Below are 20,859 nucleotides of genomic sequence, written 5' to 3' on the forward strand. Positions count from 1 at the left end.
TAATATAGAAGTGCCACGGGAAATTAAATACACTTCCGCCGGATACAATCCCCCGGCTGAAGGTGCCGCCCTTAAATAAACCGGAGGTCCAATCATGGTTGCCATCTTAGCCGTTAAGCCATAGCTGCACAAGAGCAACCGGGACAACCGCCACCAACCTTTACCCGGTTCCTGGGCGAACGCCTGAGGCTCTTCTTTGAGATAGGGCTTCAGGTCAATGGTCGTTCCTAGTTTATACTCTTTAAAGGGTATCGGTTGATTGTCCCAGTCTAAGCGCTTATTTTTGGACGCGATCGTCTCAGGATCGTATTTTGTGCGTTCGTGATAGTGTTGGGCGATCGATAATTGGGGGTTGGACATAGTTTTTTCAGGATAGTGTTCGTTCTGGCTTTTATCTAGAAGTTTTTAATATAGCGAGCGGTCGTCATATAGGATTTAATCATTTTCAATCTCGATAATAAAACATTGCTGGATAGAATACCAAACCGACTTTCATGATTCATGATTATAGGATGAAAAAATATCGTCGTTTGCATATCGAGAAAGCCAGTTGATTAGCTCTGATTTTAAAGACTTGACTGATACTCCCAAGCCAGAGTTTATATATCACATACATCTGTTCCTGTCAATCTATAGCAAGGTTACTTGCTCAATATGCTAAGGGTAGACGCGACTTCAGTGCAATGGATATCATTAAGGCAACAAATAAATGAATTACAATTAGCTATGTAGATCATGACTAACATCCAGTTTATTGATTTATTTGCAGGTATAGGGGGAACTTCAGTTTAAATGCTTGACACCTTACCTCAATTAATGACTCATTCCAAGGCGCAAGCTGACGGGTTACTCGCTTGCGTGAACCATGAATGGACGTGAAGGAATAGAGCAGCGGGGTGAGGGGTCTGACCCCTGATTCGCCAGCAGTATCAGAGTGGGAGAGGGGCTGGGGGTGAGGGGTTTCTACTTAATTCCCCCTGAAGGCTAAAGCTTGCGAGCAATCACTTGTTTAGTCACTCGAATCAAATGATAAGCACCTTCGTTATCAATGATGGTATATTCACTAGGTTTGAGCCATTCTTTTTTAAGTCGATTGAATCGCTTAGATTCAATTAAAACCAGAGTCGAAGGAGGATTAGGCTTAGTTTTAGCGATGTCCTCAATGTAGGCAATAAACTTATGTTCTTCATCAAAATAATTGACCGATCGCTGAGCATAAAACACAACACTTGGCTTTTCAAACCCCATCATCAGTAACTCTTCTGACGGTTGGTTCACCTCAGCCGCGATCGCAGATAATTCTCGCAGGGGAAGCTGACGTTCCTGATCCAATAGAAAAGCAGCCGGTGACACCACAAGGATAATAAACGCCACAAACGCCACCCAATTAATTAATCCTAACCAACGCCACCCCCGATATCGGCATAAGCCAATCACCATCGCTACCGCAGCTATTCCCCAAACAATACCTCCCCGTAGCGGTAATCCTGAGGCTTGCAAAGTTTCCGATAAGTTCAGCGCCGCCGGATCATAGCCAATGAAATTAGGACTATACCAAATTGCGAAAGCAATGACACCAAGCAGAATCAGATTAAATCCAGCACTCAACCGTAATCCCAAGAGACGCTGAGGACGGGGATAGGTGAGTAAATCACTTGCCAATAATGCCACCAAAATTGCCGCCGCAGGCATTAAGGGTAAGACATAACTCGGAAGTTTGGTAACGGCAATTGTAAAGAAGCCAAACACCCCGACAAACCAAGACAGGGCAAATAAACCCAAATGACTGGCGCGAGGGGAACAACGCCATTTTTTGACCTGCCAAAACCGCAGCCGTGCGATCGCTAAGGGTAAGTAACAGCACCAAGGGGCAAAGCCGACTAACACAACCAGAAAATAGAAATACCAGGGCGCCCAATGGTGATTCACCACCCCGACGAAGCGTTCAATATTGTGATAGCCAAAAAACTTTTCGATATAGTCTTCGCCATTTGCCAAAGTAACTAACACATACCAGGGAATTGCTAGGACACCAATAATGCCCAATCCCAAAAACAGGTGCATTTCCCGCACCACCTGCCAAAAGTTCCCCAGAGATAACAGAAATGCCCCAATAATTAATCCAGGTAGAACAATTCCCACAGGTCCTTTGGCAAGAATCGCTAAGGCAATTAATATATAGAATGCCAAATACCAACCCGACGCAAACCCTAAGATGGGTTTTATATCTTCACGGTGTCGGCTGTCTTGCGCCCCTTCTCCCTGTCTCCCTGTCTCCCCTTGCACATAGCCAATAAAGAACGATAAAAGAGCCGTTCCCATGCAGCCAGAGAGTAACATATCCGAAACCCCAGTCCGCGCCCAAACCAAGGTGATCGGATTCAATGCAATCAATGTCGCCCCGATTCCAGCAGATAACCAGCGCTGGCGTTCTGGATTGGCGAGTTTCGGGGTATCTTCTAATTCAGAGGACTTTTCATGCACCAGGGTACTAGGACGGGAAATACCAAAATAGCGTAGCGTATAAAAGCCCAATACCGTCAGCGCGATCGCACTCATCGCCGAGGGAAGTCGTACCGCCCATTCATTCACGCCAATCAGGTGATAGCCAATCGCCATTAACCAGTAGACTAAGGGCGGTTTATCAAACCGAGTCTCCCCATTAAAATACGGCGTAATCCAGTCTCCTGTCACCGTCATCTGGCGGGCGGCTTCGGCGAATAAGGGTTCAGTTTCATCCACCAAACCCGTACTGCCTAAGTGCCACAAAAACGCCACCCAGCAAATCGCCGCTAACCCTAAAACCGAGTACATCCACAAACGAGTTGGATGCTTTTCCCAAACATTCCACCACTTTGTCACTGGTTGAGCGATCCTATCCTTAGATTCAACTTCCACTACTTTGTCACGAAAGGGCAACATTAACTCTCAACGTCTCCAACTTAATTTAGCCAGAAGCGCGATCGCAATATACCCCTTCCCTGACTGGGACAATCCCTTCAAGTTCCTTGTCCAACAGTGTAGAGACGTTGCATGCAACGTCTCTACAAAACCTAATACGGTTGTAAGACTAACTCCCATTTGCCTGTCTTTTTATTCCAGACGGGTACAGGCGTCTCCCCAATCACATAAGGTCCCCAATATAAACGAGAGCCATCTTGGGCGAACGCCACAACAATATCTCCGTTTTCCAGAATCAGATCATCTTGGGGAAGAGAAAGAATCAGCCCTTGGCTTCCTCCTTCCATAGGGGAAAAATCCCAGTGGGCGGGTTTGGCGTCAGCCTTTGAATCTGTTTGACGTTCTAGCAGCGCCACCCGCACCGGATGTTCCGTGGAATTGCTAACTCGCAACCCTCCTTTTTGCGCCGCTAGAGCAACGGGATCAAGGGGGGGAGAGGGTGAAGCCTCTGGCGGCGGTAACTGTGATGAGAGTGGTGATAGTGCTGGCGATAAGGGTTGAGCCGTTTCCACCTCAGGAACCTCTGGTGATTTGCTCACAGAGGGTAATGATGCTGTATCTGAGGATTGGGGTTCTATCCAAACCTTGAACTCAAATAACCCCAGTCCCAGTCCAGCCATACCTAAAAGGAGTACGATGATAAATACTGGATAAAGCTTATGGTTTAGTCGTTTCATTCGTTTTGAGGGGATTAACTCTGCACCACTGCGTCTGTGGGGGGTGCTAACAAAATGAATTGTCAGCCCCTACTCTCATTCAAACAAGCTTGACCGAAACCGTGTTATTTTGCACAAAAGGCTAAGTGGTCTATCGATGCAAAATACTCGTCTTAATACTCTCGTAGATGTGATCTTGGCAAGGTTAGCCCAGTGGTTTACAAATCCCTGGCGACGCCTGTCCATAATTTTGATGGGTCTGCTGTCAGGCATTTTTCTCGGAAGTGCTATCTCAACGACAGCCGGACAAACCGCTGACTGGGATGTCATTGCGGCTGGGATTTTAATTATTTTCACGGAAACAGTGAGCCGGATTGTTTATGGCGGGAATCGCCAGCGTTTGCCTTCTCTGAGCAAAGCGTCCCGATTGTCATGGTTTCTGGAAACAGTGAATGCACTGAAAATTGGTTTGGTTTATAGCATGTTTTTGGAAGCGTTTAAACTGGGTTCATAGTGTCATTCGTCTTATGTCTTATGTCTTATGTCTGATGTTACGGGGGGAAATATCCGTAATATTGCCTTAAATGCCGCGTTTATAGCCGCTGATGTGGGTGAACCTGTGATGATGAAACATCTTTTACAAGCGACGAAAAGCGAATCTCTTAAGTTAGGGAAAATTTTAACGGATTCTGAAATCAGGGGCTGGGTTTAAAATCCTGTTGGTTTATCCCACGGTTTCCCAGTCTCTACATCAGTCATAATTCATTTTCCAACGCCCGTTTAAAAGCAGCAGCACTCTTAAAATATATCTGAGGATTATCGGTAAGCGCTAAATCAATCACCTCCGCTAGTCCCTTGGGAATTCCAGCATCTCGTTGGCGAATCGGTACAGGTTTGTTTTGCAATACAACCCAGAATGGGTCTTGGTTACCAAAATCATGGGGTAATCTGCCCGTTAACATATAGTACAAACAAGCCGCTGTTGCCCAAACATCAACATCGGGTTTACTATATTTAAAATCAATAACCTGTTGTCGAGGCATAAAAGCCGGACTTCCCGCATATTGACCACTGCGAGACAACCCACTCAATCCTGCCAAATCAAACGCCTTGGCTAATCCATAATCGGCAACTTTGGCAAGACGCCCTAATCCCAGATTGGCAAGAAAGATATTCCCCGGTTTGAGATCACGGTGTACTAATCCCTGCACTTGAGTGTTACCCTTCTTGGCGATAGTAACAGGACTCTGGATAGAATGGGCATAGTTTAACCCATCCAAGACTTGCAGCGTAATCGACATCGCTTCATTGACCGATAATTTGCCGCCGCGTTGCTGCATTAAGTCCAGAACACTGCCACCATTACAATAATCCATGGTAAAAAAAAAGGAATCCTGGTCGTAACCCAATTCCCGGAGTCGAACAATATTAGGGTGTTGTAAAGCTTTGGTTTTTTCAACCTCCAGCAAAAATTGCCGGATTGCATCACTCGGACGTCTGTTGTGCGATCGCATGATTTTGAGGGCGACTAATTCCTCGGTTTGGTCATGATGGGCTAAATAGACGGTTCCTAATCCCCCTTGACCTAATCGTTTCAGCGTTGTGTAGCCACGAATCTTAGGTAGATAAGAGTCACATCCTAGAGTCGTTGAAGCGCTTTTTAACCCACTTTCACGGGGTAAGAGAGGTTTCTCACTGGGATCAACACCAATTGTCTGTGATTCAGAAGAGTTCACGTCACTGTGGTTTACCCCTTCAATTTTGACGCGCAATACCGTATGGCGAAGCTTGATTTCGTCGCCATTCTTTAAGTCGTACTCTGGAAACTGTATCCTAGCCCCTTCGGTTGGCGTTTGATATCGATGGCGTTTGCCGATAATTTTACCATTAACGTAGGTGCCGTGGAGACTACCGAAGTCACGGATACGGATATCGGGAGGATTGATATCCAGCAAACAGTGATAGCGCGAGATAGTCTTGTGATACCGATCATTAGGGAGTCGGGGATGGCAATCTTTGGCGCGACCTAGAATACAAGTCGTGCGATCGCTAAATTCAAAGTTCTCACCTTTGAGACTTCCTGTGATGACTGTGAGGATAACTTTGGCAGACATCTGGGATCATTTATTGAGGAGTCAGGGTTCAAGTCGGAGAAAAATCTTGTCTCCTGATCTATTGTTTCCTATTTGCCCTAGTAACCGCCACCTTTACCCTCAGTTATCAGTTATCAGTTATCAGTTACCAGTTACCAGTTACCAGTTCCCTGTTTCCCTCAAGCTAATGAAGATGATCCCAAGTCGGGGGGAATATCCTGAAGGCGTCCTTGTCCCACGGCTTGAATGGCTTCTTTGAGGGAAACATCGCCCGTATACAGGGCACGACCTACGATCGCACCCATCACGCCTAAGGGTTCCAACGCCAGTAAACTCAATAAGTCTGTAATTGAACTCACACCCCCAGACGCAATCACCGGAATCGAGACATGGCTGGCTAATTCGCGCAAGGCGTCGCGGTTGGGTCCAGTCAGTGTACCATCTCGCTGAATGTCTGTATAAATTATTGCCGATACACCCAAATTCGCCATTTGCTGTGCCAATTGAGTCGCGGTAATTTCTGAGGTTTCCAACCATCCCCGTGTTGCAACCTGTCCATTTCGTGCATCGATACCCACGATAATGCGATCGGGAAATTCAGCACACAATTGTTCGACTAAGGGATGATCTTCAACCGCCGCTGTTCCCAGAATCGCATACTGAACCCCAACAGAAAGCAGTTGACTAACCCCTTCCTTGTCGCGCAATCCGCCCCCAACTTCTACGGGAACCGATACCGCTTGGACAATGGCTTCGATGGTCTTGGTATTAACAGGGTGTCCCGCTTTCGCCCCATCTAAATCAACCAGATGTAACCGACTCGCCCCTTGGTCAACCCATTGTTTCGCCACCTCTACTGGGTTTTCACTATAAACTTGCGATCGCGCGTAGTCGCCTTGGTATAACCGTACACAGCGACCGTCGAGTAAATCAATGGCTGGAATAACGTTCATATTCGTCCTTTGTCATTTGTCATTCGTCATTTGTCATTCGTCATTCGTAGAAAAACAGGGCATTAAAACCAGGTTCCTTTGAACTCAGGGAAGGTTCAGTCGGGGCGGGTTTAGTCACATCTGGGTGAACCCAAAATGATAATAGTGAAACCCGCCCCTACACTCACAAAGGGCGGGTTTAGAACAAATGTTATCATCAATAGCTAAACGAAAGCCCACAAACCCGCCCCTACATTCGGAAAAACTATTCCCCCGGAGGCGGTAATTCTTCGAGAATTTTGAACCGGACATGATTAATCGCTAGATCCCCAATAGAAACCTCTTCCTTGTTAACTGGAACACCTTTACTGGTCAGGATTTCAAACGTAATTCCTTTACCAATTTCTACATGATACCAAGCCAATCCCATAAAAAATCGAGTCGGGTAAGGTCCACCTTCGCGAGTATCATCGGGATTAGATTCCATGGGAACCCAACCAAATCCTGGTAAGTAAAATTCCATCCAAACATGATTAAAATCAGGTTGTAAGGGAATGTCTCGTTGATCGGGATGGGCGGGACATTTGTAACGACCAACGGTACGACAAGCAATCCCACTGAGACGGGATAGGGCTAATAAGACACCGAGATATTCCCCGCAGGAACCAATTCCTCGCGCTAACACCACATCTGGGGTATCGATATGGGGTTTGATTCCATAAGCGAGTTGGTCATAGACATAATTGCGAATACTATACATTTGCCGCAATACATTCGTTTCTCGACCCGCAGCGTCAAGGGCGGCGCGGCGGATGATTTCGGTATCCATGGCTAACTCGTCATCATCCAGCAAATAGCGGGATTTGTATTCAAGTGGCAATTCTGGCGTATTTTCTAAATCTCTGGGTGTAATCCGATATTTGATACTCCAAACCTCTAGAAGCGCCTTCCAGCCAAATAAATGCCGTTCTCCGGGGGCGAGGGTATCAAATTTAAACACCGCCACCCGCTGATTGCCTTGGATTTCTTCGGTGAAGGGAATCCCAACGGCTTCAATGGCGCGGATTTTTTGGCGTGCGGTTTCTGAGGGTAAGGCGATGCGCCATTCTATGTCCTGCAAGGCTACGTCGTCTAACGGGGACAGTTCCTCGACATAAGACATTTCAATTAAATAGCCATTGGAGAGAGCATAGCGTTCCTCGGCATTGTACTGAAAGGAGAGGGGATGAATAAACGTGCGATCGCGATACTGTAGTTCGTGGTTGGGTTGAGCGTTGGGATTATCGCGGATGTAGGGTTGTTCGCTTGCATAGGCGACATAGAGAATCTCCTGATTCGTTTCCGGGTTTCGGTAGAAGGTTAAACCCGTGGGATTCTCAAAAGGAGTCAAGACGCTGAAGATAATATTTCCGGTGGCGCGATCAAGGCAATACACGGTCTGTTCTTCCTGATCCGAGACCCAAAGTTCCTCATCCCGCACCGTAATGTTCTCCATGCCAATTCCTGGGGCATATAAGCGGGTAATCTCCTGCCCGGTATCCCGACTGTAAATCAGAATATACCCCATTTTTTGACAGGTGATATAGACCGTCGAGTCCTTGAGTGCAACACCATTGGCGGTGTAGGGTAATGTCAGGAAATGCTGAAGCTGGAGATCGCCGTTGAGTTGGCAATAGTATACACTCTCTTTGCGCGTCAACCACAGCGTATCCCCCACGACGGCTAAACCCGTCGCATCGGCAAAATCGAGATCCGGCGAGGAATTCAAAATTTTGGTATCGTCAGTTTGGGGGTTGATTTGCAACAGATAGCCACTCGTGGCATCGATGGCAATCAATTTTTCTCCCCAAAAAGCAATACCCTGTAGGGCAGCCGCCCCAATCGGTCGAATGGTGTGGAACGATTTCAATTTAGGTGACACAGAGGAATCAGGATTAGGAATCATGATCAGTCTATATCAAGATTTAGATTTCAGCGTCGCCATCTATACTCAGGTGGTGTCAATACCCTCCTTATTTAGGCGATTTAGGCGGATGCTCCGGTGTGCATCTGCAATATTTTAAATGTGCGATCGCACCTTTGAACATTGGTTGTTATTGGATAGCCGTTTTTATTCAATAATTTTATTGACAAAAATAGTTTTGTATGTATTTATTATGAAACTCATCCGTTTTTTCCCACACAAACTCGCCATAACCGCTTTAGTAACATTGCTTTTAATCGTGGGGTTGAGCCTGAAAGAGCCAGTTCGGGTACAAGCGCAGTTAAGCAATGCCTCGATCAGTTCTCAGTTACCCGATCAATGGGAATCCGCGCCACTGCCTAATTCTGGTGATTCAGGTCTAGGGGATTCAGGTCTACAAGATAGCAGCAATTTACCGTTTGCGGGTTGCCTCAGCAGTTATCCCATTGCCTTAGTACCGGCGTCTGGTATGGGACAAACACTGGCGGAGTATCCCACCATCTTTTGGTATCTACCCCGGACAAGGGCTTGGGGCATGGAGTTTAAGTTAACAGATAGTGATAGTCAGGAAATTTACTCGACCAAGTATGCCTTTGCCCATGGCACCTCAAACGATTATCAGGGACAAGATGCCCAATTGGTCGTTGGCACTCCGGGCATACTCAGTTTAACCATACCGAGATTAAAGGGTAGCTCTCTGCCGCTGAAAGAGGATCAGAAGTATGACTGGAATGTAAGAATAATCTGTAACCCCAATGATCCATCCGGTGATGTTTATATGGCAGGCACAATCCGGCGAGTATCCATTGACCCTACCCTAAGCCGCCGCTTACAGCAAGCACCACCTGAGGAGCGTGTGGTACTTTACGCAAAGGAACGACTGTGGTATGAAGCGTTAGGGACGTTGGTGAAACTTCAGCGCGATCGCCCGAATGATCCGGCGGTGATTTCGGCTTGGAACAAACTGCTGAAGTCTGTTGGGTTAGATATGATTCTACTCGGATAAGCTCTAATTTCTGTTCCCCCTGCTTCTAGACGCGCCATAGCACGTCTGGAACATTGCATCCCCAGTTTCTTTAGTCCTTGTCACCTTGGAGGACAAGGGCAAATTCCCCATCTCGCAGGAATTCAGGTATTTCACCCAAGTGAGAATAGCTATATCTTTACAAAAGATTTAAATTTTCAGGCGATAGAAGCATGGAAATCAGGAATTGGCTTTAAGAGTGATGAAGATTTAGAGAAGAGTGGAAACAACGTTCCGGGATTACCCATGTCTAACGTTAAAATATTAACAACTTAAGACAATGGTACTCATATAACCAGGGGTCGTAGTCAGACCAAAAGTGAGCTAGCATGACTTGCAGCGTTTACGACAAACTCTTAATTCAGCAACATTTCCCTCAAGGTAGATGCTTGCCTGAGCCAAAAAGGTGATTATGTCTGACAGAAACTAACCTGGGTCTGGAACCTTGGCTTGTGCTCTAACATCTATATACTAAAGACTCGGTTCTACGAGCATATATCTGAATTATGGCTTGTTTCACCCGCTTATCACACCTAACATTCTTAACCATAGCTTTGATGCTAGGACTAGCCACCAACCTAGTCGCTCAAGTGCCAACCCCGGTTAGGACTACCTCTCTGGGTGCTGAACTACCGACTCAGTGGGAATTCAGCACTCCAGAAGGTTCAACACCTGAGCCGATTCCCGTGAATCGAGAAGCGGGTGGAACGCGAGGTCCAAAGAATTGTACGCCGAATAATCAATCACTAATTGCCCTAGTTCCAGAATCATTGATCGGCAAAACCCTAGAGGAATATCCAAAACTATTCTGGTATATGCCATCAACAACAGCATCGGCAGTCGAGTTTGTACTGAAAAATGCTAATGATGAAGAAATTTACCGGGTTAAGTATTCCTTGGAGCAGTCGGCGACAGGGGAAACACAGATGCCGAGAATTATGAGTTTAGCGATTCCTACTTCTGCTCATCTTGCTCCCCTGAAAACGAATCAGCTCTATTACTGGCAATTAGCATTGGTTTGCGATCCCCTGGATCGTTCAGCAGATATGGTTGTGGGTGGTGGGATTAAGCGAGTGGAACCGAGTCTAACGCTAAAAATGCGGACTCAACAGGCAACTCCTCAAGAACGAGTGGCACTCTATGCCCAGGAATTGCTCTGGTATGACACGTTAGACACCTTGGTAGAACTCCATCAGGATTTTCCCAATGATCGCAACGTGCAAACCGCGTGGAACAAGTTATTGCAATCAGTTGGCTTACAAAGTCTTTCTGAGCAATTAAATCCAGACAGGAGTGCTGCTTTAACTGAATCGTTGTCTAACTCAGGAGCTAGTTCTGTTGAATAAAACAACCAATACAAAGATAGGGAAAAACTAACATAAAGATTCAGATAAGAGTCCAATCCCAGGTTTCAATTCACTCCCTATCTCAAGCTAGAATAGAACTATTCAGGCAAATTATTCGGCGAGAACCCTGAAAATTCTGCAATTATCATCCCTCTTGTAGGAAGGTTAAGTATCTGCTCAGACAGATTTTTCCAAAAACTTTGAAAGACTCTGATTAAGAAGGAGTTCTAAATTATTATGGCTTGGTTTACCCATTCATCCCGTTTTACAGTCGCTTTAGCGCTAACCCTAGGACTTGTGGCTAATGTTCCCGCTGGGGTACAAGCCCAGTTAGGGGGTTCACCCCTCAGCCGTGATATCCCAACCGAATGGGAATTCACGCCGCCAGACAGTCAAGGTCCATCGATTCCAGGCAATAGAGAAGGTGGTGGTACAAGAGGACCTTGTATTGCAAACCCTAAACCCGGTCAAGTTCCGATCGCATTGGTGCCTGAGTCTGGTGTCGGCAAAACCATAGCCGAGTATCCTACTCTCTCCTGGTATCTACCGAAAAACACCGCTTGGGGAGTAGAGTTAATGGTGCGTAATGCCAAGGGTGAGGAAATTTATTCGACGAAGTATGCTTTCGCCCATTACACCGGACAAGATTCTCAGGGAGATGAAAAACAATACGTTGTTGGCGCTCCCGGTATCATGAGCTTAACGCTGCCTAACTTAGAAAGTAGTGTCCTTCCCCCAGAGACGGGTCAGACATATAAGTGGACGTTAAAACTGATTTGTGATACTCAAGAACCATCCGGTGATGTATATGTCGATGGTGCGTTCGAGCGCGTGGAACCTGATGCCAATCTGGTACGCCGCATCCAACAAGCAACGCCGGAACAGCGAGTGGCTATTTACGCCAGTGAGCGACTTTGGTATGAAACGTTGAATACCTTAGTGGAACTACGTCGCGATCGCCCCAATGATCAGGGTTTGAAGGCGGCGTGGAGCCAATTGCTCCGTTCAGTCGAACTCGAGCAAATTGTCGAAGAACCAGTAGCTCAGGGTGTCAGAACCAATCCGAATTAATCACTGAGTCACTGTCATGGTACATAAGCGACGTCCTTTTTATCGATTTTCTCTCGCTGTGGGGGTAAAGCTGGCGCTATTTGCCGCAGGCTTTGCCCTGATCCACAGCCCCCAAATTCTCCAGGCTCAGGGAATCCCCCAAACCTGGACAACTAACAAATATGAACCGCCAAGGGGAATTGGCTCGGCGAATCGTGTCGAAGGAGGAGCAACCCGAAGTTCTGGAGAAAATTGCCCCGTTGCTGGTAAACCGTTAACGGCTTTAATGCCGAGCGATCGCTTTGGTACAACGGTTGCGGCTTATCCCAGCTTTTTTGTCTACCTCCCAGCTTCACCCGATCCCAGCACGCCCTTACCTGTGGAGTTTGTTCTGGAGGATAGCCAGGGAAATCTCGTTTATCAAACCAAATTCCGGACCAATGGCAAGTCAGGAATCATCACATTAAATCTACCCCAGGATGTTAGCTTGTCACCCTTGGCGGTGGGTGAGGATTATCGTTGGATGTTCTCGATTCTCTGTCCGCCCGAGGACGAACGCTCTAATGATCTGGTGGTTGAAGGATGGGTGAGACGGGTAACGCTCAATCCTACCCTAGAAACTCAGTTAGCGCAGGCATCACCGACAAAAAAAGTGGAACTCTATGCTGAGGCAGAACTTTGGCAAGATACCCTAGCACAGCTGGTTGAACTGCGCCGCAATTATCCGAGTGATTCGGAGGTGGCAAATCAGTGGGTCAACCTTTTGAACGCGGCGGGACTTAGCAATCTGGTGGGTGAGTCACTCGCATCTCAGAATACGCCTGTTGATGTACCCTTCTCTTCGGCACAACCATAATCCTGTGAAGCACTCCAACCTGTAAGAGAGGGGGGAATTCCCCGAATCGGTTAATACAATAGCCTAATCTATTGTATCCGTTACCTGTAGGGACACGACATATCGTGTCCCTACAATTCATATAAAGCCTAATTTGTCAACTTTTTCTAGCGAACTTGGTAATCTCAGAAAACTAGGGTAAAAAAATAGATGAGACAGCCCATCAATCCAAAAACTGACTTAGTAGGAAAGACTCTACCTTGAAGGATTCTGACTTATCTTTTAGAGATAGCAGCAGTGTTATAGTAGTGTAACCCCCCGATCGGGGGATATTGACCGCCAACCCCTGAAATTGAGCCAACCAGACTTTAACCAAGTGAGAAAGAAGAGTATGGCAGAAATCAGTAAAGAACAAATGCGCGAGCGCCTAGGCAATATTGACCAGATCCGAGATATCATCTTCGGCGCTCAATTACGAGAGTACGATAGCCGAATTGACAAAATTGAATCGAATCTGGCATTGATCCAGCAGGAAATGCGCGATCGCATCGAGCAAACCAAGACTGTCTATGCGACGGAGCTACGAGCCGCTGTAGATTCCCTGGAGAAAAAACTGAAGTCGCTGAATCTGACAGTTCAAAACGATAATTCAGAGATTCGGCAAACCATCGATATGGTTAACAAAAAGTTTTCCGGAAATATGGAATCCCTGGATAATAGTTTAGAAAAACAAGCCAATAATTTGCATAACGAACTCTCAGAAACTCGTGAAAAACTCCAAGAGGACATTAGAAGCCTGAGATCGTATGTTTTTGAAGAACTCGAACGGCGCTTTTCCCTGATTAATGATGGCAAAGTGGCTAAAGATGACATGGCAGATATTTTGTTTGAATTGGGATTAAGAATTAAAGGAACGGAGTTTGCTCCTGAGCTGAAAGAAGCAGCGGGTAATGATGTGGATGTTGATGTTCGGCTTTTAGAAGCAGGTCCCCTTTCGCAGTAAGATAAGGGATGATAAATAAATTGTTGTCATTCACTCAAGTGGCTGGTTATTAGTCCTAACGTTCAGCAAAATGTTGGCTCAAAACTAGCAATGTAGTGGATGTCCTGGATGAAAGGATTAGAATTGGGTCAAATGCCAACTTTGACTCAATTTGGCATTTACAAAACTCGGTGCCACTATAGAACAAGACAGGATCAAATTAATTATGGCTTTACCAGGAAAAAAGGGATCTGCCATATCCCAGCTAGAGGACTTGCTGGATTTATTAATGGATTTACAGAATACTAACTCGACTGAAGCCACCACAACAGGAATGTCTTCCGCCCAGGAGAACGGGGAAACTCAGGGTGAACCCGATACTGATCCGTTAAAACAGCAGGGAGTAGGAGAAGCTGGTAGAGACGTTCCGGTGGAACGTCTGGAAGTAGGGGAAGATACAATTATTGCCGATTCGAGTAGTCTGGAGGATGAATCGATCAATCCTCACTCCCAAGAAACGGAGCAGATTTCTCATTCCCCATCTTCATCCTCTATCCCAAGGTCACAATCAGAGCAGTCGTTTGAGCCTTCCTTACAGAAAGAATCGACCAAAACAATTGTGACAGAGGAATCCCAGTCGGTTCAGCCAATAGCCTCAGATGAATCGCTGTCGTTGTCAGAACCCTTACCTCAATCGCCAGAATCCAACGATAAGTCAGACTCTACTAATCTAGCTGACTCCTCACGCCATCTGGAAAAATTAACGCCAGACTTAACTCCTCAGAATTCAACACCTTCTCAAGAGCAGGAGCAAGGTTGGGAGAGAGATGTTCCAGAGCCTGTGAAAAGCAAAACTGATCTAGAGGAATCACAGCCAAACTCCACAGATCATTTCGGTTCAGAGGAGACTGAAACAGCATTAGAGGGTTTATCAAATGGTGAAAGTCAATCATCATTTTACCATTCAAATCCTGAGCTTTACTCCTCTGAAAAGTTGAACTCATTGAATCAATCTCAGATCAACCAAACCTCATCTGAAAACGTATCTGAAGAATCTACCGAATCCAGCGATAATTTAATTTGTGATCAACTTTTAACAGTACTAGGAGAGTTGAATCAATCACCATTAGAGTCAGCAAAAAATGGACTATCATCATCCCAGTTAAGCGAATCTGATCAGCCAAAATCTGAGGAATTTGAACAGTCAGCCGAATCCTCATCTCAGCTTCAATATATACCTGAAAACCAGAGCCAGGAATCCCTCGTCGCTTATGATGCAAATATCGAGGATGAATTTGAACGGTTGCAAAAATTACTATTAACACCCGATCTTCTCGATTCGCAAGAAGGGATTGAACTGCTAAAAGAAAAGTTTTCTTGTTTAGAAAATCAGATTTATGATCCGAGTAATTTAATTAAATTAATGCTGCCATTGATTACTCAAATTTTAAGCATAAAAATTGCTGAAGCTAGAGAAGAAATGGCAAGTGCGATCGCGCCCATTGTCGATCAGATGATCGAGGCGAAAACAAAAGAGGATAAAGAGGGCATCTGTTCCGCCTTAGCACCGATTATCCCCTCTGCCGTTAACTATCAAATTCTCAGCAACCCCGGTGAATTTGCCCGAGCAATTGCCCCAGAAATGAGCGCCGCGATTAAAGAACAAATAGAGATTGAGCGGGATACAATGGTAGACGCCCTTTATCCAGTCATGGGCGGGACATTCTATAAATATTTGTCTGAAGCAATGCGGACGATTGATCAGAAAGTAGAAAACTCCCTAAGTCCGGAGGGAATTGCTCGCAAAATTCGGGCGAAAAGTCAAGGAATATCTGAGGCGGAACTCATTTTTAAAGAGTCGATGCCGTTTACCATCCAAGCGATATTTCTGATTCACAAAGCATCAGGATTAGTGATTGCGGAAGTCCAACCCTTTGGCAAACAACAATTAGAGTCAGATATGGTGGCGGGGATGCTGACCGCCATTCGCAGTTTTGTCAATGATTGTATTATGCAATCCGGTGAAATATCAGAACTGGATCGCATCGAATACGGACATTGTGATATTCTTTTAGAAGTCGCTGGATACTGTTATCTCGCCGTAGTAACCCAAGGCGATCCGCCGAAGTCATTTATCGACAAAATGCGCGATGCGTTGGGTACTATTGTTCTGCGCCATGGGAAGGCGATGGAATCCTTTGATGGTGATCCAGATAATGTACCAGAACAAATCCCCTCCCTTCTGGAATCATTAACTCTGGTTAATCCCAAATCAGAACAGTCACCGCGTAAAGTTCCTGTCGCCTTGTTAAGCCTTTGTGCCGCCGTATTGGGTCTGATTTTTATTCCTTGGGGTATTCATCTACATCGCAGTGGTGTCAATCATCAATTTGAGGAAAAAACTGCTGTTGCTTTGGCATCTGATCCCGAACTTGCGGTCTATCGGTTAAATGTCGAGGCACAAGGCGATACGATTACCCTATCCGGCAAATTACCGAATCAATATCTCGTCGAAAAAGCGGGACAAATCGCCCAAACAACTATACCCAATGGTGAGATAGATAATGATATCATTGCCATCAAGGTTCCACCCGATCCCGTCCAAGTCGCCGCCGAGGTTGAGCGTGTCACTGCTATTCTCAATCAAACCGAACGTTTGGCAATTTGGACGAATTTTCAGGACGGTCAAGTTACCGTAGAAGGGAGTGTAATTCAGGTCAAAGATGCCCAGAAAATCACCGAGGCGTTGGAGGAAATTCCGGGAGTAGACTCTGTAACCAACACCGTGCAACTACAACCTCTAGCCTTAGCCTCTCGCATCTACTTCGATCTCAATTCCGCCGACTTAAAAGCCTCAGAACAAGCCAAAATGGACGCCTTGACCGCATTCCTCAAAGATTACCCCAACCAATCCCTGCGAGTCATTGGTCATAGTGATCCTAGTGGTACACCCTTAGAAAATCAGGGATTAGCCCTAGAACGGGCAAAAGCCGTGGCTGAGGTACTGGTGCGTCAAGGGATTGATGCGAGACGCTTAGAAATATCCGGAACCACCAAACCCCCCACAGGCGTGTATGCGGATGAACCCCATCAATACAGCCGATTTGTCGAATTTGAGGCGATCGCACGTTAAAAGCATAAGTAGTCGGACATAATTAAAGTTAAACATGAGGACAAGGAAACGGGGAACAGTAAGAATGATTACCCTGAAGCAATGACCAATGACCAATGACCAATGACCAATGACCAATGACCAATGACCAATGACTAAAATATCCAAGAAAATTTGTCTCGTCGGTGACTTTGGCGTGGGCAAAACCAGCTTGATTCGCCGTTTTGTCGAACGCCAGTTTAGCGATCAGTATCTGTCCACCGTCGGTGTGAAGATTTCTCGAAAAACCCTAGAATCCGTAAATTTACAGTTGCTCATCTGGGACTTGGAAGGACATACTAAATTTAAATCCATTGCTCCCAGTTACTTACAGGGGGCGAGTGGTGTCATCGTCGTTGCTGATGTCAGCCGCCTGGAAACCGTTGAGCGATTAGATGAACACGTTAACCTGTTTCTATCGGTTAATCCGAAAGGCAAAATTGCCATTGCCTTAAATAAATCGGATTTAGTCGAACCGGAAAAACTGAACCAACTGGTTCAAATCGTTCAGGATAAAGACTTAAATCCCGAAGCCGGACTTTATCAAACCTCAGCGAAAACAGGTGCTTATGTCGATGAACTTTTTGAACAAATTGCCGATAATATATTAATAAAGGCTTAGAGTTTGTATGCCGTCCCGCTTAAAAATATTAGCACCCGACTACGATTATCTAGCCCTTAATCGTGAGTTACTGGTTCAAGAATTTTCTGACGGTGTTCCTAATTTTGCGGAATCTCCTCAAAATTTAAAATTAGGCGGAGATGTCCGCTTAGCCTTTCCGGAATTAGTCGGTATGGAAGGGATAATGATGGACATTTTAGCAGGACGGCAGATAAGTTTTCAGTTAGCAGGAATTGTTCGAGCTGATCAGCATCACACAGCTCAAGCGCCTGATCATTCTTTTTATTTTGATTTACATATTTGTCACCATCAAGATGAGAATGAAAATTATTTAATTCTTTTATTTAAGGACGTCACCGAACGGATGAAGTTACAGCAAAAATTAATTCAAAAATCAAATGAAACTAATCTGTTATTAAGTGCGCTAACTCATTCTAAAAATTATGGGGGAGCAGAGGGAGCTGGGGGAGCTGGGGAAGCTGGGGAAGCTGGGGAAGCTGGGGGAGAAAAATTTAAATTAGAGCTTCTCCGAAACACAGATTACACAGATTGAATGACACTCTCTAGAAGTCTCACTATTAAATGACACAGATTAACACAGACAAGTTAATAATTTCCCCGACAATCTAATCATCTTTTGTCCATTGACAACGCATCTGTGAAATCAGTGCGACTAACCTCTGACACCCCACCACTATCGTAAATCCGTCAAATCAGTGTAACTAACCTGTGACAGCCCACCGCCACCGTTTCAATAAATCCGTGAAATCAGTGTAACTAACCTGTGATACCCCACCACTACCGTTTCAATAAATCCGTGAAATCAGTGTTTACAGGGCTGGTTTTGAGAAAACGTTATCATCAACAGCGAAACGCAAGCGTCTAAACCCGCCCCTACTTCAAAACTATGACTGGTTCGATTCAAACCCTACCGACGGAGGTTGTTAACTTAATTGCGGCTGGCGAGGTGATTGATTCCTTAGCCGCTGTAGTACGAGAATTGGTGGAAAATGCTTTGGATGCGGGGGCGACGCGCATCGCTGTGGCTGTATGGTTTGATTTGTGGCGCGTGCGCGTGGCAGATAATGGCACGGGCATGGACTTGACAGATTTACAAAAAGCTGCATCGGCACACAGTACCAGCAAAATTCAAAGTCGCGATGATTTATACAAGATTACCAGTTTGGGATTTCGCGGTGAAGCCTTGCATAGTATTGCAACGTTAGCCGAATTAGAAATATGCAGCCGACTGACAGGTTTTGAGGGATGGCGCTGTACGTATAATACCCAGGGAGAAGCAGAAGACACAGAAGCCGTTGCGATCGCGCCGGGTACCGTGGTGAGTGTCTCGAATCTATTTGGCAAGTGGCGTCTACGTCGTCAGGGATTACCGTCGAGGAGCCAACAACAACGAATAATCCAAGCCACGATACAGAATATAGCCCTTTGCCATCCATCGGTGACCTGGCAAGTTCAGCAAAACGATCGCTCCTGGTTTACAATCAGTCCGGGTAAAACGGCTCAACAGATCATTCCGCAACTCCTCAAACAAGTGCGCGTGCATGATTTGCAGCAATTAACTGTAGATGTTCCCACACCAGAGGAGGGGAGTGCAGGGGAGATATTTACTTACAACTCAACCCCAAATACGCGCCATGGCGCGTCTCTACATTTAGTGTTAGGATTGCCTGACCGCTGTCACCGTCGCCGCCCGGATTGGGTTAAAGTGGCGACGAATGGGCGGTTAGTGCGATCGCCAGAATTGGAACAAACGATTCTCACCGCCATGGCGAAAACCTTACCGCGCGATCGCTATCCAATTTGTTTTATTCACCTACAAATTTGTCCCAGTCAAATTGATTGGAATCGTCATCCCGCCAAAGCCGAAATTTATCTGCATTCCCTTTCCTATTGGCAAGAACAGATTAGCCAAGCCATTGAACAAGCCCTGCGGATTGGGGCGGAAAATTTCGACACCGCCTCTCAATCCCATCGCGTCGGCAAATTACTGACAGCCTCGGCAAAAAAGGGAGTTTATCACCTGGATGAGTCACCAAAACCGGAGCGTAATCCTTCCGATATTGGCTTAGTGGAATTAAAAGCCGTTGCCCAAGTACGTAACATGTATATTCTGGCAGAATATGATACAGGAATGTGGTTAATTGAGCAACACATTGCCCATGAACGAGTCTTGTACGAACAACTGCGCGATCGCTGGCAACTTGTTCCCCTAGAACCGCCCGTGATACTCAATCATTTAACTCCAGTTCAACTCGAACAACTGCAACGGATTGGGTTAGAAATAGAATCCTTTGGCGATCAACTGTGGGCTGTTCGCAACGCACCCGCCCTACTACATCAGCGAGACGACTGTGCGGATGCCCTATTAGAACTCAGTTTAGGTGGAGACTTACAAAACGCACAAGTTGCCACAGCTTGTCGCAGTGCAATTCGCAATGGCACACCCTTAAATTTAGAGCAGATGCAGACATTATTAAATCAATGGAAAATGACTCGCCACCCCCGCACCTGTCCCCATGGGCGTCCGATTTACTTACCCTTAGAAGAATCAGCGCTGGCTCGTTTCTTTCGTCGTCATTGGGTGATTGGCAAAAGCCATGGAATTTAACGTTTGTAGCGCTTTAGCGCCATAATCGTATCGCTAGAGTAGTTAACTTAAGCCTTAACTTAAGCCCTTAACTAAAGTACTCAAAGAGAAGCCGCTCCGCGTCTAAGGGCTAAAAGCTAAAACCAGTTAAAATGGGTTCAATTTTCTGGGCGCGTTGAGGGTAGCCGCCAAGTAACTCGAACAGTATCTGTATTTAATCCAGAAAATTTTAGGAATCAAAAGCATCCCAATCTTCACAGTGTAATTCGTGTAAAAAGAAAAGGATGGCGGGACAAAAAAGAATGGAATGAGACCTTATATTATATAAGCAGCAAAAAAATACCCGCTCAACTATTCGCCGAAAAAATCCAACAGTATTGGGGAATTGAAAATCAAGTACATTGGGTAAAAGATGTAGTTTTCCAAGAAGATAATTCAAGAATCAAAGATTGTGCGGTAGCCGAAAAAATTTATTTATTGACAACTTTAATTATGAATCTTTATCGAACTTGTGGTTTTTTGTCAATTAGTCAAGGGCAGGCGTGGTTAGGAAAACATTGGCAAAAAATGTTGCTAATTTAACGATTGATAGATTCAAGGCAACTAATTTCAATAAAAAAGAAAACTCAAAAAAAA

At 45.6% G+C, this 20,859-nt stretch carries 16 protein-coding genes and 2 pseudogenes; 12 read left to right on the forward strand and 6 right to left on the reverse strand.

Going from position 1 to position 20,859, the window contains the following annotated elements:
• From RIB93_RS00545 to RIB93_RS00555, 3 genes and pseudogenes are all read right to left on the reverse strand, one after another.
• Positions 1–360, reverse strand: a pseudogene (locus tag RIB93_RS00545) (SagB-type dehydrogenase domain-containing protein); the annotation flags it as partial.
• Positions 361–984: 624 nt separating this feature from the next.
• The gene (locus tag RIB93_RS00550; RefSeq protein WP_446369273.1) at positions 985–2,898 is read right to left on the reverse strand and encodes an ArnT family glycosyltransferase; all 1,914 of its coding nucleotides are present in this window, start codon (positions 2,896–2,898) and stop codon (positions 985–987) included.
• A 155-nt stretch (positions 2,899–3,053) separates the two neighbouring features.
• Complete coding sequence (locus tag RIB93_RS00555; protein ID WP_446369275.1) at positions 3,054–3,638, reverse strand: hypothetical protein; 585 nt, start codon at positions 3,636–3,638, stop codon at positions 3,054–3,056.
• A 136-nt stretch (positions 3,639–3,774) separates the two neighbouring features.
• Here RIB93_RS00555 and RIB93_RS00560 point away from each other — a divergent pair, with 136 nt between their 5' ends.
• Both RIB93_RS00560 and RIB93_RS00565 read left to right on the forward strand, forming a co-directional pair.
• A complete protein-coding gene (locus tag RIB93_RS00560; RefSeq protein ID WP_446369276.1) occupies positions 3,775–4,131 on the forward strand; it encodes a DUF565 domain-containing protein in 357 nt (118 codons plus the stop codon).
• A gap of 27 nt (positions 4,132–4,158) precedes the next feature.
• Positions 4,159–4,329, forward strand: coding sequence for a hypothetical protein (locus RIB93_RS00565; protein ID WP_446369300.1), 171 nt, complete (start codon positions 4,159–4,161; stop codon positions 4,327–4,329).
• Positions 4,330–4,372: 43 nt separating this feature from the next.
• Here RIB93_RS00565 and RIB93_RS00570 read toward each other — a convergent pair whose 3' ends face one another.
• The 3 genes from RIB93_RS00570 to RIB93_RS00580 form a co-directional block, all read right to left on the reverse strand.
• Positions 4,373–5,731 carry a protein kinase domain-containing protein gene (locus tag RIB93_RS00570; protein WP_446369278.1) on the reverse strand — a complete coding sequence of 453 codons (1,359 nt, stop codon included), beginning with the start codon at positions 5,729–5,731 and terminating at the stop codon, positions 4,373–4,375.
• Positions 5,732–5,889: 158 nt separating this feature from the next.
• Positions 5,890–6,663 (reverse strand): 1-(5-phosphoribosyl)-5-[(5-phosphoribosylamino)methylideneamino]imidazole-4-carboxamide isomerase, encoded by a 774-nt coding sequence (gene hisA, locus RIB93_RS00575; RefSeq protein WP_446369280.1) that lies wholly within the window; start codon positions 6,661–6,663, stop codon positions 5,890–5,892.
• A gap of 244 nt (positions 6,664–6,907) precedes the next feature.
• Positions 6,908–8,587, reverse strand: a complete 1,680-nt coding sequence (locus tag RIB93_RS00580) for a transglutaminase domain-containing protein (RefSeq protein ID WP_446369282.1) — start codon at positions 8,585–8,587, stop codon at positions 6,908–6,910.
• A 211-nt stretch (positions 8,588–8,798) separates the two neighbouring features.
• Between RIB93_RS00580 and RIB93_RS00585 the strand changes: the two genes are divergently transcribed.
• From RIB93_RS00585 to RIB93_RS00630, 10 genes and pseudogenes are all read left to right on the forward strand, one after another.
• Entirely contained in the window at positions 8,799–9,611 is an 813-nt protein-coding gene (locus RIB93_RS00585) for a DUF928 domain-containing protein (protein WP_446369284.1), read from the forward strand.
• A gap of 575 nt (positions 9,612–10,186) precedes the next feature.
• Entirely contained in the window at positions 10,187–10,975 is a 789-nt protein-coding gene (locus RIB93_RS00590; protein WP_446369286.1) for a DUF928 domain-containing protein, read from the forward strand.
• 237 nt (positions 10,976–11,212) lie between these two features.
• On the forward strand, positions 11,213–12,046 hold the full coding sequence (locus RIB93_RS00595) for a DUF928 domain-containing protein (protein ID WP_446369288.1): 834 nt from the start codon (positions 11,213–11,215) through the stop codon (positions 12,044–12,046).
• Between the two features lie 16 nt (positions 12,047–12,062).
• Positions 12,063–12,881 (forward strand): DUF928 domain-containing protein, encoded by an 819-nt coding sequence (locus RIB93_RS00600; protein ID WP_446369290.1) that lies wholly within the window; start codon positions 12,063–12,065, stop codon positions 12,879–12,881.
• A gap of 370 nt (positions 12,882–13,251) precedes the next feature.
• Positions 13,252–13,863, forward strand: coding sequence for a hypothetical protein (locus RIB93_RS00605; protein ID WP_446369291.1), 612 nt, complete (start codon positions 13,252–13,254; stop codon positions 13,861–13,863).
• Between the two features lie 205 nt (positions 13,864–14,068).
• Entirely contained in the window at positions 14,069–16,975 is a 2,907-nt protein-coding gene (locus RIB93_RS00610) for an OmpA family protein (RefSeq protein ID WP_446369292.1), read from the forward strand.
• Between the two features lie 130 nt (positions 16,976–17,105).
• Entirely contained in the window at positions 17,106–17,615 is a 510-nt protein-coding gene (locus tag RIB93_RS00615) for a Rab family GTPase (RefSeq protein ID WP_446369294.1), read from the forward strand.
• A gap of 7 nt (positions 17,616–17,622) precedes the next feature.
• Positions 17,623–18,168 carry a hypothetical protein gene (locus tag RIB93_RS00620; RefSeq protein WP_446369296.1) on the forward strand — a complete coding sequence of 182 codons (546 nt, stop codon included), beginning with the start codon at positions 17,623–17,625 and terminating at the stop codon, positions 18,166–18,168.
• A gap of 354 nt (positions 18,169–18,522) precedes the next feature.
• Complete coding sequence (gene mutL, locus RIB93_RS00625; RefSeq protein WP_446369298.1) at positions 18,523–20,244, forward strand: DNA mismatch repair endonuclease MutL; 1,722 nt, start codon at positions 18,523–18,525, stop codon at positions 20,242–20,244.
• A gap of 153 nt (positions 20,245–20,397) precedes the next feature.
• Positions 20,398–20,805, forward strand: a pseudogene (locus RIB93_RS00630) (ISAs1 family transposase); the annotation flags it as partial.
• Positions 20,806–20,859 lie beyond the last annotated feature (54 nt).

The sequence above is a fragment of the Coleofasciculus sp. D1-CHI-01 genome (genome assembly GCF_040218875.1).
Lineage (GTDB): Bacteria > Cyanobacteriota > Cyanobacteriia > Cyanobacteriales > Coleofasciculaceae > Coleofasciculus.